This is a genomic window from Acinetobacter endophylla, from assembly GCF_053543775.1.
Map to the genome: position 1 here is coordinate 1 of NZ_JBLVOM010000078.1, position 14,466 is coordinate 14,466.

General features: G+C 45.1%; 12 protein-coding genes and 1 pseudogene. 7 read left to right on the forward strand and 6 right to left on the reverse strand.

Going from position 1 to position 14,466, the window contains the following annotated elements; genetic code table 11:
• On the forward strand, positions 1-731 hold a 731-nt coding region (locus tag ACNPNW_RS05080), incomplete at its 5' end, for an IS4 family transposase (protein ID WP_448766631.1).
• A gap of 78 nt (positions 732-809) precedes the next feature.
• Here the strand turns inward: ACNPNW_RS05080 and ACNPNW_RS05085 are convergent.
• Together ACNPNW_RS05085 and ACNPNW_RS05090 are read right to left on the reverse strand one after the other, a co-directional pair.
• Positions 810-1,784: a hypothetical protein gene (locus tag ACNPNW_RS05085; protein ID WP_005248449.1), complete on the reverse strand. Its 975-nt coding sequence runs from the start codon at positions 1,782-1,784 to the stop codon at positions 810-812.
• 153 nt (positions 1,785-1,937) lie between these two features.
• Positions 1,938-3,755 (reverse strand): choice-of-anchor I family protein, encoded by a 1,818-nt coding sequence (locus ACNPNW_RS05090; RefSeq protein ID WP_448766632.1) that lies wholly within the window; start codon positions 3,753-3,755, stop codon positions 1,938-1,940.
• A 177-nt stretch (positions 3,756-3,932) separates the two neighbouring features.
• On the opposite strand from ACNPNW_RS05090, the gene ACNPNW_RS05095 reads away from it, so the two are divergent.
• The 4 genes and pseudogenes from ACNPNW_RS05095 to dinB all read left to right on the forward strand — a co-directional run bounded on the left by ACNPNW_RS05095 (position 3,933) and on the right by dinB (position 8,321).
• Complete coding sequence (locus ACNPNW_RS05095; protein ID WP_448766633.1) at positions 3,933-5,324, forward strand: multidrug transporter subunit MdtD; 1,392 nt, start codon at positions 3,933-3,935, stop codon at positions 5,322-5,324.
• Between the two features lie 66 nt (positions 5,325-5,390).
• The gene (locus ACNPNW_RS05100) at positions 5,391-6,170 is read left to right on the forward strand and encodes a glycoside hydrolase family 25 protein (RefSeq protein ID WP_448766634.1); all 780 of its coding nucleotides are present in this window, start codon (positions 5,391-5,393) and stop codon (positions 6,168-6,170) included.
• Positions 6,171-6,227: 57 nt separating this feature from the next.
• A pseudogene (locus ACNPNW_RS05105) lies at positions 6,228-7,245 on the forward strand (MBL fold metallo-hydrolase).
• Positions 7,246-7,265: 20 nt separating this feature from the next.
• The gene (gene dinB / locus ACNPNW_RS05110) at positions 7,266-8,321 is read left to right on the forward strand and encodes a DNA polymerase IV (protein ID WP_448766635.1); all 1,056 of its coding nucleotides are present in this window, start codon (positions 7,266-7,268) and stop codon (positions 8,319-8,321) included.
• Positions 8,322-8,399: 78 nt separating this feature from the next.
• Here the strand turns inward: dinB and ACNPNW_RS05115 are convergent, their stop codons facing one another.
• Positions 8,400-8,528 (reverse strand): hypothetical protein, encoded by a 129-nt coding sequence (locus tag ACNPNW_RS05115; RefSeq protein ID WP_004732574.1) that lies wholly within the window; start codon positions 8,526-8,528, stop codon positions 8,400-8,402.
• Between the two features lie 15 nt (positions 8,529-8,543).
• Between ACNPNW_RS05115 and shiA the strand changes: the two genes are divergently transcribed.
• Positions 8,544-9,854 carry a shikimate transporter gene (gene shiA / locus ACNPNW_RS05120; protein WP_004732577.1) on the forward strand — a complete coding sequence of 437 codons (1,311 nt, stop codon included), beginning with the start codon at positions 8,544-8,546 and terminating at the stop codon, positions 9,852-9,854.
• Entirely contained in the window at positions 9,844-10,200 is a 357-nt protein-coding gene (locus tag ACNPNW_RS05125) for a RidA family protein (protein WP_004732579.1), read from the forward strand. The genes shiA and ACNPNW_RS05125 overlap by 11 nt, the downstream gene beginning before the upstream one ends.
• A gap of 54 nt (positions 10,201-10,254) precedes the next feature.
• Here the strand turns inward: ACNPNW_RS05125 and ACNPNW_RS05130 are convergent, their stop codons facing one another.
• The 3 genes from ACNPNW_RS05130 to ACNPNW_RS05140 all read right to left on the reverse strand — a co-directional run.
• Positions 10,255-10,803, reverse strand: coding sequence for a DUF2726 domain-containing protein (locus ACNPNW_RS05130; RefSeq protein WP_004732580.1), 549 nt, complete (start codon positions 10,801-10,803; stop codon positions 10,255-10,257).
• A gap of 399 nt (positions 10,804-11,202) precedes the next feature.
• Positions 11,203-13,611, reverse strand: a complete 2,409-nt coding sequence (locus ACNPNW_RS05135) for a YgiQ family radical SAM protein (protein WP_448766636.1) — start codon at positions 13,609-13,611, stop codon at positions 11,203-11,205.
• Positions 13,612-13,788: 177 nt separating this feature from the next.
• Positions 13,789-14,466: IS30 family transposase (locus tag ACNPNW_RS05140; protein WP_411691960.1), on the reverse strand; the 678-nt coding region annotated here is incomplete at its 5' end.

The following is a 14,466-nucleotide window of genomic DNA, read 5'->3' on the forward strand; positions in this document are numbered from 1 at the left end:
TATGTGAATGGGCCAAAGTTCACGACTCAAAAGCCAGCATGAAACTCAGCATAGGATTGAATCACAGCAATGATATTCCTGAGTTTATTGCAGTTGAAAATGGTAAAGAAAATGACATGTTACAAGGCCGAAAATTCCAGTTTCCCGCTGGCAGCATTGTGGTCTTTGATAAAGGCTATGTCGATTATCAATGGTATGCGAATCTAAGCGCTCAAAACGTTAGCTTTGTGACACGTTTTAGACCTAAATCGGTGTATCAGGTGATCCAGCAACATCCAGTGCTTGAATCCAAAGGCATTCTAAAAGATGAAACCATTCAGCTAAATAGCGCACATGCCCTAAAAAGAAAAGCCCCCGTATTAAGAAGAATTGAATATAGAGATCAGCAAAGTGGCAAGCACTTTAGCTTTCTCAGCAATAACTTTCATCTAGCTGCCTCTACCATTGCAGCGATTTACAAAGACCGCTGGAAAGTTGAATTGTTCTTTAAAGCGATTAAACAGAACCTGAAATTAAAAGCCTTTTTAGGCCGAAGCAAGAACGCCATTCAGACGCAAATCTGGATTGCGATGATCGCCTATTTACTGGTAAGTTTCGCTCAACATTTAGGGAAAAAAGGCTGGACAGTTCAGCGCTTACTCAGAATAATTCAAGTGAATTTATTTGAAATAAAAACCTTAAAAGCGTTATTTTCACCCGATAAAGTCCCCATCAAACAAGAGGAAGCTTAAATGAGCTTCCTCTTGTAAAAATTGTGGGACAGCAGTGGCACCTGGCTCGCTTTTTTATTGGATTTTTAATATCAGGACTTATTGACCATAATTCGTCACAAAGTCATAAAACATCGGCAAAGTTGTTGCCAGAATGACCGACATGGCCAGACCGAACATCAGTTTCATGGCATCTGCACTGACATTACGTGAAGTACGATGTTTGTTGACTTCATCCAGAATCATCGACATGGCAAATTCACGACCTGCGAGTAATCCCAGGAATACCCAGGTGGTACTCATTGGAATGTTGCTCCACTCTTTAAAAACTAACAGGATAATGGCATACATGAAGTCGATAATCGTTGCAGCACGAATGTCGGTCACACCGGTTTTGGTGTCGACAATGTTTTGGATAGCCCCGCCACGTTGATACAGAATCACACCCAGCAAGACTACGAATACCGTAATCGCAAACATCAGGAATTCAAACGGCACCTGACGTGGCACATACACGAAGATGTTAGCCAGATCCTGAATCAGCCATTGGCTCCACAGGAAACCGGTAGAGACCCATTGCAAGCCCATCCAGACCTTGGAATGCTCCTGATGACGTGTCTTGGCAAAATGGCGTGCCAGCTGCTTGACCACAAAACGATAGATGACAATCGCCACAATAAAGGCCACGGCGTAGCCCATCATCGATTTGACCATCATCGAGCCTAAGCTGGCAGGAGAGAAAATCGTAAGCACCAGGAAGGTGGTACTGACTGGAATCCCGTATCTGGTTAGTAGTAACAGGAGAATTGGCGGCACAATATACAGCCAGGTAATACCACCTTCAGGGAAAGGAATCGTTTCTAAACGACCGTATGAGGCATCACCCACCCCAGATGCATACCAACCATAGACCAATACGACAATTAAAATTGAGCTGATATAAATCCACAACACCCACCATGGGCGATGTGAATTCGAAGAAATAAATGTCCCAAGGGTTTGAGGTACATCATTTCCGACAATAGAGTAAGCGGCTAAACAAAAGCCGATCACCATCAAAATCTCGATTGTCATAAAAACAAACCTATACGCGAGGAGATTTCAGCATTGCTGAAAAGTTGGCCCAAGATTATGACGGTTTTATTTCATTTTAATGACAAAAATGTCATATATGCGGTCACCTTACAAAAAAGAGCACCGAAGTGCCCTGAGTCTAAAAGCTTTTGGTTACTTGAGATTTAATTGATAAATCGTGGTGCTGCCACTGACTTCATGGCCGACCACCAAGAGTGGTTTCTTATTCGGGGAGTCTTTGGCGGGGATAAATACCAAACCTTCCGGTCCTAAATCACCGGCTTGTCCCATTTCAATCTGCGCTGTGGTTGCTTTAAAATCACGTGAATTAATATATTGCACGAAGATTGGTGATGCAGGTGTAGACACATCATAGACCATGATGCCACCGACACGCTCCAGCCCAATAAAGGCAAAGGTTTTTTGACCAATCTGCCCCAAGGTCACCCCTTCAGGTTCCGGCCCTTTATTGTCACTGCGATTATCCAGTCCGGCTTCTTCATGATTAAAGTTGAAAATCTCAGGATGATGTTTGGCAATATACTGCTCAAACTGATCGCCCGAATCCCATACCAGTTCTAAACCGGTCTGCTGATCATTTTCCACCCAGATACTGACCGAGCGTGTACCAAAGCTATATAAATGATCATAGACCAGATTGCCCCGTTCATTCAGTTTGGCTGTACCATCGGCATTTTTTTGATAGCCTTCGGTCCACGTAATATTTAAACGGCCCAACAGATGATCTTCACGGCAGTCTTTGGCATCCCCTACAATAGCACCGCAGTAGGCAAAGTTAGTTGGATTGAGTTCTGCACCTTTGGCCAATACCCGAAGATGAGCTGGTAAATCATCACCCAGACGGCGGTCAAAGCCTTTAGCATGCACCAAGTGTTTCACCCGCCATTCTTCTACAAAGCCCTGGCTGGTATCGTTATTGAAATATGCAGGATTGTTTTCAACCCAGGCACGGGCATCGCCTTCATTGGCAGACACAATATAGGTTTTGCCGGCGACCTCAAAACTTGCAATCGCATCTGGCATATATAAGCCACGTACATTGGCCCAAGTTTGAATATTGATTTTGCCTTTACCGTCGACACCATCCGCATCGCTGACATCCATGCCATGACCCTTCATGCCATGATCTTTGAAGCCAAATGGATAAACAGCGAGTACGTTGGCAGAAGCCACATCAATTTTGGCCAAGGCATTGTTTTCTTGTAAGGCAACCCAGGCGGTTTTTCCATCTTTTGAAACAGTGATGTACTCAGGTTCAAAATCCTGAGCTGTGCTGGCCTTTGGTCCGAAAATGCGGATGCCCTGTTCACGCAATGCTGCTTCCCATCCATTAAAGGCCTTAAAGTCTGCTGTACGAACGATCGGGGCTTTTAAATTGGCCAGACTAATGACAGACACTGAACCTTCTGGATCGACCTGATAATCATCAGAAGGCTCGCCTTCATTGGCCACCAGCAAAGTTTGACCATCCGGTGTGAAAGTCAGCATGTCCGGCAAGGCACCCACCTGTACGTGGGCCAACTTGCTCAGGTCTTTGGCCTGATATAAAGCAATATAGCCCGGGTCAGTTTTCACAGCAGCCTGAATCGCAATGGCGACGATGCCATTATGTACTGCGACACTGTTGACCTCAGCCTCTGGCGCAATGTCATCGACCTTGATGGAACTTATTTTTTTCGGCTGATCAGGCTGACTTAAATCCAGCACATCTAATACGCCTTCTTTGGCATTGACCACGAATAGGCGTTGACTCTCGGCATCAAAGGCTGGAATTTCTGCTGCACTTTGCGCAAACACACCCGATTCATAAGCCGACAATTTGCTTAACTCGATCGAGTTCGGTGTAGCCTCGACGATTGGAACCGGTGTTTCATTTTCATTCTCACTTCCACATGCCACCATCCCCACAGCCAGCATGGCCACTATCAAAGACTTTAATTTTAATTTCATTTTTTTGTTGATCTATCATGAAGAATTCGTGACCAATTTATAACCAGAGCATTACAGTGCCATGACAGATCGGTTGCAGTTCCTTGACACAACACCGCATAAAAGTTGAAACGCTTTATATACGACAGACTCGGCTGATTCCTTTAAACTATTCAAAATTTTCAGTTTTCCAGAATTATGAATGCCACGCCTACGCATCAAGCCTTAGATCCCGAGTTCAGACTACTGGTCTTGTTGGTCTCGATTGGCTTTTTCATGCAGGGGCTGGATACCACCATTATTAATACCGCCCTACCTGCAATTGCCCAAAATTTGCAGGAAGATCCGCTACGCATGCACAGTGTGGTTGTCGCTTATGTACTGTCTGTAGCGGCCTGCATTCCCTTAAGTGGCTGGCTAGCTGACCGTTTCGGGGTCAGAAATACCTATTTTGCTGCGATTATTATTTTCTCTTTGGCTTCTTTGGGCTGTGCCTGGTCAAGTAGCCTGAACGAATTGTTGGTGTACCGGATCTTTCAAGGGATCGGTGGTGCATTATTGCTGCCGGTCGGCCGTTTGGCGATGCTAAAGATCATTCCCCGTACCCAGTTTCTGGCCGCCATGAGCCTGATGAGTCTGGCCGGTCTGATTGGTCCTTTGATTGGCCCGACCTTAGGTGGCTGGATGGTGGAATATCTGTCCTGGCACTGGATTTTCCTGATCAATCTGCCGATTGGCTTGCTGGGCGCGCTGATTACCTTTAAGGCCATGCCGAATGTGCTTGAACCTGCAGTCGCTCGCTTTGATTATTGGGGCTTTATCTTGCTGGTCGTGGCCATGGTGGGTCTCTGTCTGGGAATTGAAAATTTTGCCAGTCCACAAAACTCGCTGTGGTGGAGCCTGAGCCTGATTCTAGCCGGTTTATTGGCCACCCTGGTTTATGCCTATCATTCGCATACGCATAGCAATGCCCTGTTTCGCAGCCGGCTGTTTAAAAATAAAATTTATGCGATTGGTATTTTGGGTAATTTCTTTGCCCGTCTCGGCGGTAACTCGATTCCGTTTTTACTGCCGCTGATGTTGCAGGTGGCTTTCGGTTTCGAACCTTTTATTACCGGTTTATTGATGATTCCGACTGTGCTTGGTTCGCTGGCCTCCAAACCGATTATCCGCAACATCATTCAGCGTTTTGGCTACCGTCGGGTCTTGCTGGTCAATACCTTACTGGTAGGTCTATGTATTGCCAGTTTTGCCCTGACCACGGCGGAAACCCCAATCTGGCTCCGTGCGATTCATTTCTTTATCTTCGGCATATTAAATTCACTGCAATTCGTTTCCATGAACACCCTGACTTTAAAGGACTTGAGCCAGCAGGATGCCAGTAGCGGCAACAGTTTCCTGTCGATGATCATGATGCTGTCGATGAGTATCGGGGTGGCACTGGCAGGGACATTAGTGAACATGCTGAGTACCTATTACGGCGCCGACAATCTGGTGGCTGCTTTTCATGTGTCATTGATCTGTTTAGGCTGTATCAATATTATTGCGGCCTATATTTTCTGGCATATTCCTAAAAATACCCCGGTTTGATGCGCTATATTCACTTTGGGCTGATTGTAAGTTTTAGGCTAAATCACATATAGGCAAGGACTGAAGATGCAAAAAAATCAGGCTCCGAACAGAGTTAATAAATCGCTCTTGATTGGGCTTGGCGTGCTGATCACTGTGATCGCTAGCTCCATGGTCTATCTCTGCCTGATGAAAGCACCCTCTGCCCATGCGGCCGATTACCCAATCCAGGGTTTTGATGTATCGCATCATCAAAAAGAGATTCAGTGGCAGCAGATTTCGCCTGAAAAATACCGATTTGTTTATCTGAAAGCCACTGAAGGCGGCGACTTTAAAGATACCAAATTTCAGGAAAACTGGCTCAAGGCCCGGGAACGCGGCTTTCTGGTCGGTGCCTATCATTTCTACCGCCTCTGCCGCGATGGCAGCATTCAGGCCCAGAACTTTATTGACTCCGTCCCCAATAAACCGGATGCCTTACCGCCAGTGATTGATTTGGAATATGACAGCAACTGTATCAATACCTATTCTAAAGAGCAGCTTTTAAACGAAATTCAGGTGATGCATGATGTCCTGAAAAAGCATTATGGCAAGCAGCCGATTTTCTATATTTCTAAAGCTTTTTATAATATTGTACTGACAGGATATTTTCCTGATGTACCGCTCTGGGTACGTGAGTATAAGGGTCTGCCTGATCTAAAAAACCAGCCTAAATGGATGTTTTGGCAACATACCAGTCAGGGTAAAATTTCCGGCATTACCACACCAGTAGACCTGAATGTTTTTTATGGCTCAGAACAGCAATGGGATGATTTTCTCAAGAAGAATGAGATTGTAATACCTTCATCTGAGAATCAAGCGAGATAAAGCTGATCGTTTGAAAACAAGTTCTTGATAAAAAAAAACAACAAGGAAATAAAAAGATTGAAATGGATAAAAGGCATTTTACTCGGTCTGGTGATTCTACTCCTACTCATCTCGGGTATGCTGGCTTATCTGTTGCAAGCTTCGGGCAAGGTTAGTGACTTTAAAGCGTGGCCAGCCGCAAACCGGTATATCCGTTCACGGGCTTACAGTCAAATTTTTTGGTGTGTCCACCCTGTTACTCGATGATGGCCACGATCAGATCCTGATCGATGGTTTCTTTAGCCGGCCATCTTTGCGGCAAGTAATTACTCGACCTATTCAAAGTGATAAGCTGCTCTTAGAACAACTGGTACAATGCCATGAATTGAGCCGAACCCAAGCCATTCTGGTCAGTCACTCGCATTATGATCATGTTCTGGATGTCCCGGCTTTACTAGAGATGCTTCCCGAAACTGCTGTGGTCGGTTCGCCGAGCACCCTGAATATCGCCCGGGCAAATCCCAAAGTTACTCCACAGCAATTACAGCCGATTAAGCCTGGGCAAGTACAGCAATGGGGACATTTCTAGACCACGGCAATTCCCTCACAACATACCCCGCCCACAGCGATAAATGATGATTTAGGCGAAGAGCTGCTGCGGCCTTTAACTCTTCCGGCTAAATTTTCCGAATTTAAGGAAGGTGGCAGTTTCGATTACCTGATTGAGCATGCGGGACATAAAATTCTGGTCAAGGCCAGTACCGGATTTATTCTAGAGCAATTGCAGCATCTGAAAGTCGACACCCTGTTTTTAGGCATCGCCCAGCTTTCCAGACAATCTTCTGCCTATCAGCAACAATATCTGGCTGAAACCCTGAACCTGCTCAAGCCCAAAGTGGTGATTCCGGTGCATTGGGATGATTTTTTTCAGCCTTTAAAGCAGCCCCTGCAATTTTTACCCCGTCTTGCCGATGATACTCCAAAAAGTTTGCAACTTCTGATTCAAGCTGCTGAAGCACAAGGGACAAAAGTCGTTCTACTCAGCGGACCGCAGCCCTATTTACTCAACGCAGCCGTCGCTTCCCAATCCGATTAAAGCCCCTTAAGATAGCGAACATGCGCAAAATTATTCATATTGATATGGATGCGTTTTATGCCTCGGTAGAGCTGCGTGAACGTCCAGAACTGAAAGACTTACCTGTGGTGATAGCCTCGCATCATCCTCGGGCGGTGGTCGCGGCTGCCTCCTATCCGGCACGGATTTATGGCCTACGTTCTGCCATGTCCATGGGACAGGCGCGCAAACTGTGTCCTCAGGTCATCGTGATTGAGCCGGATTTTGCCAAATACCGGCAGGTATCGGCACAGATTCATCAGATCTTCCAGCAATATACTTCCCTGATTGAGCCCCTGTCTCTGGATGAAGCCTTTCTGGATGTCACGGAGAATTTACAGCAAATTCCCAGTGCCACCGAAGTCGCTATGCGAATTCGCGAGGATATTTTTCAAGCCACGGGATTAACCGCGTCTGCCGGTGTGGCACCCAACAAGTTTCTCGCTAAAATTGCTTCGGACTGGCATAAACCGAATGGCATCTGTGTGATTAAGCCGTCACAAGTTCAGGGATTTATCCAGAATCTGCCGCTGAAAAAAATTCCTGGTGTGGGAAAAGTCACTCAGGAAAAACTGAAAAGTCTGAATCTAGAAACTTTAGGTGATTTACAGCAAATCGATGAAGCCTTACTGATTCAACATTTTGGCAAATATGGTCGGCGGCTATTTTTGTATGCTCAAGGCATTGATGAACGACCGGTCGAAGTGGAACGGGAACGCCAGCAAATTTCCAAAGAAACCACTTTTGATGATGACCTGCATCTAAACCAATGTCGCCCCTATTGGGAACCTTTACTTGGACAAGTATGGCAAAGCCTGCAAAAGAAACAGCTTTCGGCTCGCGGCGTTACGGTCAAATTAAAACTCAAGAACTTTCAGGTGATGCAACACAGTAAAAGTTTTAAACAGGTGCTGCGTAGTCCACAGGAATTAGCCCAAGCCTTGAACTTACTGCTCGACGACCTGCATATTGCCCCGCAGATGCAATTTCGGCTGATCGGCGTCGGCGTGTATCAGCTCAGCGTCCCTGAGACTGAAACCCAGTTATTACTGCTCTAAACCTTTTTTGATCACGTTTTAGGCATCAGTTTAAAAATACGGCAACTTTGTTTTTACATTTTGATTTTTTAGAGTACTCTATCTGCGCAATGCATTATCCATGTATGTGCTGAGATGCTGAAAATCACCTTTACTTTCAGCATGCTGTCCTGTGATTAGCGTGACGATCAAATCCGAATATTGCAGGGCAACTCTGATGTAACTCATGGAATCCCCTCCTGCATGTCTTCTGTAAATTCTTCTGTTGTTCAAGAACAACGCGCACGTAAAGCTGCGCTGTCTAGTTTTGTTGGTGCTGTTGTCGATTGGTATGATTTTCTCCTTTATGGCATTGTTGCAGCCTTAATTTTTAAAGATCAGTTTTTCCCCAGTATTGGCGAGAACATGGGCACCTTGGCGGCACTGGCCACCTTTGGGGTCGGCTTCCTGTTTCGTCCTTTAGGTGGTGTGGTATTTGGTCACTTTGGTGACAAGCTCGGCCGTAAAAAAATGCTGGTACTTACGGTAATCCTGATGGGAATTTCCACGGTCGGGATTGGTCTGCTGCCAAATTTTGAAGCAATTGGCTGGTGGGCTCCGGTACTGCTGGTGTTTTGCCGTGCCTTACAAGGCTTTGCTGTCGGTGGTGAATGGGGCGGCGCAGCTCTGATGGCAGTTGAAAATGCACCCAAGGGTAAAAAAGCCTTTTATAGCAGTGGCGTTCAGGTCGGTTACGGCGTCGGTTTGGTTCTGGCGACCGGTGCAGTGTCGATTATTATTGCGACACTGGGTGAAGAAGCCTTTGCCGAGTGGGCATGGCGTATTCCCTTTCTGGCCAGCATCGTACTGTTAGCTGTGGCAATGTGGATCCGCCGTGATCAGGATGAATCGCAAGAGTTTGTAGAAAAGGTGGTGAAAGCAGACCATCAGCCAGAAAAGCTGCCGATCTTGCAGGCCATTAGCAAACATCCTAAAGCTTTCTTTTATATCATTGCCTTACGTCTAACCGAATTGCTGACCATGTATCTGGTTACCAACTTTGCCCTGAACTATTCGACCAGTAATCTGGGCATGGATAAACAGTTCTTTCTGAATATCACCCTGATGGTCGGAGCTATTAGCTGTTTCAGTATTCCATTTTTTGCCTGGCTGGCGGATAAATTCAATCATCAGAAAATGTGTGTCTGGGGTGGTTTGATTGGTGCGCTTTCAGCCTTTCCCTTCTTTATGGCACTCGATGCACAAAACACCTGGATGATTATCGTCGGGGCAATTTTACTGGCGAACATCGCACACGATATGGTGGTTAGTGTCCATCAACCGATTTTCACCTCCTTGTTTGGCACAGAATACCGCTACAGCGGTGCCGGAGTTGGTTATCAGGTGGCGAGTATCATTGGTGGGGGTTTTACCCCATTTATTGCAGCGGCACTGGTGATTTGGGCGGATGGTTCATGGCATTATGTAGCCATCTATCTGGCGGTGGGTTGTCTGCTGACTGCATTGGTCGCAGCCCTGATGCCCAAAACTCAGGATGAACAACATGACAGTTGAACGTTTACACGTATCGAAACGCTTTTCGGAAATTGCTATTGCCGGTAATCTGGTACATCTTGCCGGCCAGCTGGCCACAGATGTTGAACTGGATATTAAAGGGCAAACCCAACAGACTTTAGATATTATTGACCAGTTTCTGACAGATGCCGGTACCGACAAAAGTCACATCATGTCGGTAACTATCTATTTGAAAGACATTGAAAAAGATTATGCAGCCTTCAATGAAGTCTGGGATGCCTGGGTCGCTGATATCGAAGCCCTGCCTCGTACCTGTGTCGAAGCAAAACTCTATGATCCACGGGTATTGGTCGAACTGACTGTCGTGGCGGTTAAACCGGAATAATGTTTCAAGATCGATATTCATAAAAAAAGCATGCTTCTGGCATGCCTTTTTGTTTTAACCGACTGCTTTGATTTTACTGCGCTCTAAATCCGAATATAAATAATATTTTTTCAGATCATTGCTAACTGTATATTTGGGCATTTTCTGCATTTGCGCTTGCTCCTGCAAGAAGTCCTGGCGCAACTGATAATATTCTGGCACATCATCGTAACGAATTACCCGATAACCTGCCATGGTTAGTAATGCATCCTGAAAACCCGTCTGCTGGGGACGCTTCAAAATTAATGGGTCATCTACTCCCACCACGGCTAGAATCTGGTGCTGCTGATCCAGAATTACAAAATCTGCAGTCAGGTTGCGGTACTTATGTCGAGTCCGGTTAAATTTAGTCGTCATTAAGGCATCATAGGAAACATGTGCCAGAATAATGTATTCAGGTAATACTTCTCTCAGGCGAGTGAAGGTCAATTGCTCATTCAGGTTAAAAATAGCACGCTGCTTTAACGCGCTGTCTTGTGGTTTGGAATTATTTCCGAGCTTTTTCCATGCCATGAGCACGACACAGAAGAGCAGGAAACTCCCAATCATAATATAGGTGGTCATGCCTAAATCCTTGCATTCTTATAATCATTTTTGTTTTATTGTTGTGCAGTATAAACCCACGCTTTATTTTAAATAGAGCTAACAACCAATCTGTTTAAATACCCATACAACCAGTATCAAAACTCGATTCTGTGTTACCTAAAGTGACATCTCTCTAGATGCCAATGAAAGTGGATTTAAAGTACTGATAATGCACTCTAAAACATCCATGGAATTGATCGCAATACATATCTGCCCAACTGTAGGACAATTCCGACAAAGTGTTATTTTTATATCACTTTTTTAAAGAACTTAGTCCAAATAATATATTCTTTTACACTTTCACCGAACAAGCTCAGGCTACGTTACTTTACCCAAGAGCTAAAAAAAGACACCGAAGTGTCTTTTTTATTAACTTAATTATGCACGTGATTTGGACTTCGCTTTAGGCTTTGGCCCACCAAACGGTTTTTTGGCATCGCCTGTTTCACGTGGTGGTAAACCAGTGTGCTGGGTCAGAATTTGACCACGTTCAGGACGTTTCTTGGTATTTGAAGGACGTGACTGAGCTTGTGCAGCCTTGCTACGATTACCTTGCTCACCGGTACGTTTTTGCGAATCACCTGCAACCGTCGAGTTTTTCTTACGCGCCGATTGATACTGACCGTCTGCACTGCCTACAGGCTGATAAGTCGGAATCAAATGCTGTTTCGAGTTACCAATCAAATCCTGACGACCCATTTCTTTCAGGGCTTCACGCAATAACGGCCAGTTGTTTGAATCATGATAACGCAAGAAAGCTTTGTGCAAACGACGACGCTTCTCACCTTTCACAATGTCGACATTTTCAGTATAACGCGCCACTTTCGCCAGCGGGTTTTTACCAGTGTAGTACATGGTAGTTGCAGTCGCCATTGGTGAAGGATAGAAGGTCTGTACCTGATCGGCACGGAAACCATTCTTCTTCAACCAAATCGCCAAATTCATCATGTCGTAATCGGTAGTTCCCGGATGCGCCGCGATGAAGTAAGGAATTAAGTATTGTTCCTTGCCTGCTTCCTTACTATAACGATCAAACATTTGCTTGAAGCGGTCATAAGTCCCAATACCCGGCTTCATCATTTTATTGAGTGGGCCTTTTTCGGTATGTTCAGGCGCAATTTTTAAGTAACCACCGACATGATGGGTGACAAGTTCTTTGACATATTCAGGGTTTAAAACCGCAAGGTCATAACGTAGGCCTGAACCAATCAGAATCTTTTTAATGCCTGGTAAAGAACGCGCTTTACGGTATAACTGCGTCAATGGAGCATGATCCGTATGCAAATTCTGACAAACGCCCGGGAATACACATGACGGTTTACGACAGTTCTTTTCAATCTCAGGATCTTTACAGGCCAAACGATACATATTGGCTGTTGGGCCACCCAAGTCCGAGATAATACCCGTGAAGCCCGGTGCGGTATCACGGATTTTTTCCACTTCACGCAGAATCGATTCTTCAGAACGGTTCTGAATAATACGACCTTCATGTTCCGTAATTGAACAGAAGGTACAACCACCGAAACAGCCACGCATGATATTCACAGAGAACTTGATCATGTCGAATGCCGGGAAACGTGCATTGCCATAAGCAGGATGCGGCAGACGTGCATAAGGCAGGTCAAACACATAGTCCATTTCTTCGGTAGTCAACGGAATTGGCGGTGCATTCAACCAGACATCACGTTCACCATGCTTTTGCACCATGGCACGCGCATTCCCCGGATTGGTTTCCAGATGCAGAATACGGTTGGCATGTGCGTAGAGCACTGGATCTGCAGCCACTTCTTCAAAAGCAGGCAAACGAATTACGGCCAATTCGCGCGGCGGTAACTTATGTTTAATCGCTTTAGAAGCCGGTTGCAGTTGCACAATTTGTGTATCAGGATCTAAGTCATCCCCTGCTCGCACAATCGGGTTAGCGACATGTTCTTTTTGAAAACCTTGGTACTGGCTAGAATCCTTGCCTTGTTCAATCTCACAACCCTCGATATCTTCAGTCATGACATACGGGTTAATAATTGGATCAACACGGCCAATGGCATCGACATCATTCGATGCAATTTCCACAAACTTGGCTTTAGAGGCGCGGTTGTGTTTATTCACAATAAACGCTGTACCGCGAACATCAGTAATCTCGTGAATTTTCTCGCCACGCGCCAAGCGATGCATGATTTCAGTGATTGAGCGTTCGCCATTACCGTACATTAAAAGATCGGCTTTTGAATCCATCAAGACTGAACGACGGACTTTGTCTGACCAGTAATCATAATGTGCAATACGACGTAACGACGCTTCAATACCGCCGAGCAATACTGGTACATCCGGATAAGCTTCACGAACACGCTGGCAATACACAGTTGCCGCACGGTCTGGACGTTTGTTTGGCTGATTGTCTGGTGAATAGGCATCATCAGAACGGATTTTACGGTCAGCCGTATAACGGTTGATCATGGAATCCATATTCCCTGCTGTTACACCCCAGGCAATATTTGGTTTACCCAAAACGCGGAACGCATCCACGCTGGTCCAGTCTGGCTGTGCAATAATACCGACACGGAAGCCTTGTGCTTCCAGGGTACGGCCAATAATGCCTGAACAGAAAGATGGATGATCGATATAAGCATCTCCACAAACTAAAATAAAATCACAGCTGTCCCAGCCGAGTTGATCCATTTCCTCGCGTGACATCGGCAAAAATGGCGCAGGGTCAAAACAAGACGCCCAATATTTGTCGTAATCAAACAACGCTTTTGGCGCAGTCTGCATGGTATAAGCAGTAGACATGGCTAGCAATTCTCGGCTGGCAGATGATAGGAGATCTAAAAATAAGATCAAAGATGAAAGCCGATTATTTTACCATGAATCAGGTCTAGCTTGCTTGATTATAATTTATACAAAATCAGAGACTAACTGAACCACTTTCTATTTGTCACTTGAATCTAAAGTTTAAATATGGCGGATTCAAGCGGCAAGTGCAACAGTATAAAAACCAGCCATAACTTCACTAGGCGTATACCAACCTAGTGTTTTTCTAGGACGATGGTTGAGTGCAAATTCTATCTGCTCTATTTGTTCGTTTGACACGTCATCAAACGATGATGATTTTGGCAGATATTGCCGGATTAAACCATTCGTATTTTCATTCCTTGCTCGTTGAATAGACTTGTAAGGATCAGCAAAATACGTATCTATGCCGGCATCAGTGATTCTTTTGTGTTCGGCAAATTCCTTACCATTATCAAAAGTAACACTATAAGCATGGCTCATCCGTAAACGATCTAATGCACAAGTAATCGTTTGAGAGGATGCTCTCGTTGGCCCTAAATGAACAATATGTACGTACAGGCTCTTTCGATCAACGAGAGTTAATAAAGCACCTTTATGATGTTTACCAATTACAGTGTCACCTTCGAAATCTCCTAAACGTTGTCGTTGATCAATGACCTGGTCTCGGCAATGAATACTTGTTTTATCAATGATTTGCCCCCTACGATCCGTGTTTTTGTAACCTCGTTTTCGATATTTCTTCTGATGCCTTAAATGTAGGTGGAGTTTACCGCCTTTTGATTTATCTTCATAAATGTACTGGTAAATCCACTCATGTGAAGGTACATCCAGCCAACCGCGTTGTGTTAAAGC

What these genes read in the sequence shown, in the direction of transcription:
- shiA (WP_004732577.1), top strand. Translation starts at nt 8,544, where the DNA reads ATGTCTTCTGTAAATTCTTCTGTTGTTCAAGAACAACGCGCACGTAAA.
- ACNPNW_RS05085 (WP_005248449.1), bottom strand. Translation starts at nt 1,784, where the DNA reads ATGACAATCGAGATTTTGATGGTGATCGGCTTTTGTTTAGCCGCTTAC.
- ACNPNW_RS05135 (WP_448766636.1), bottom strand. Translation starts at nt 13,611, where the DNA reads ATGTCTACTGCTTATACCATGCAGACTGCGCCAAAAGCGTTGTTTGAT.
- ACNPNW_RS05100 (WP_448766634.1), top strand. Translation starts at nt 5,391, where the DNA reads ATGCAAAAAAATCAGGCTCCGAACAGAGTTAATAAATCGCTCTTGATT.
- ACNPNW_RS05115 (WP_004732574.1), bottom strand. Translation starts at nt 8,528, where the DNA reads ATGAGTTACATCAGAGTTGCCCTGCAATATTCGGATTTGATCGTCACG.
- dinB (WP_448766635.1), top strand. Translation starts at nt 7,266, where the DNA reads ATGCGCAAAATTATTCATATTGATATGGATGCGTTTTATGCCTCGGTA.
- ACNPNW_RS05095 (WP_448766633.1), top strand. Translation starts at nt 3,933, where the DNA reads ATGAATGCCACGCCTACGCATCAAGCCTTAGATCCCGAGTTCAGACTA.
- ACNPNW_RS05130 (WP_004732580.1), bottom strand. Translation starts at nt 10,803, where the DNA reads ATGACCACCTATATTATGATTGGGAGTTTCCTGCTCTTCTGTGTCGTG.
- ACNPNW_RS05090 (WP_448766632.1), bottom strand. Translation starts at nt 3,755, where the DNA reads ATGAAATTAAAATTAAAGTCTTTGATAGTGGCCATGCTGGCTGTGGGG.
- ACNPNW_RS05125 (WP_004732579.1), top strand. Translation starts at nt 9,844, where the DNA reads ATGACAGTTGAACGTTTACACGTATCGAAACGCTTTTCGGAAATTGCT.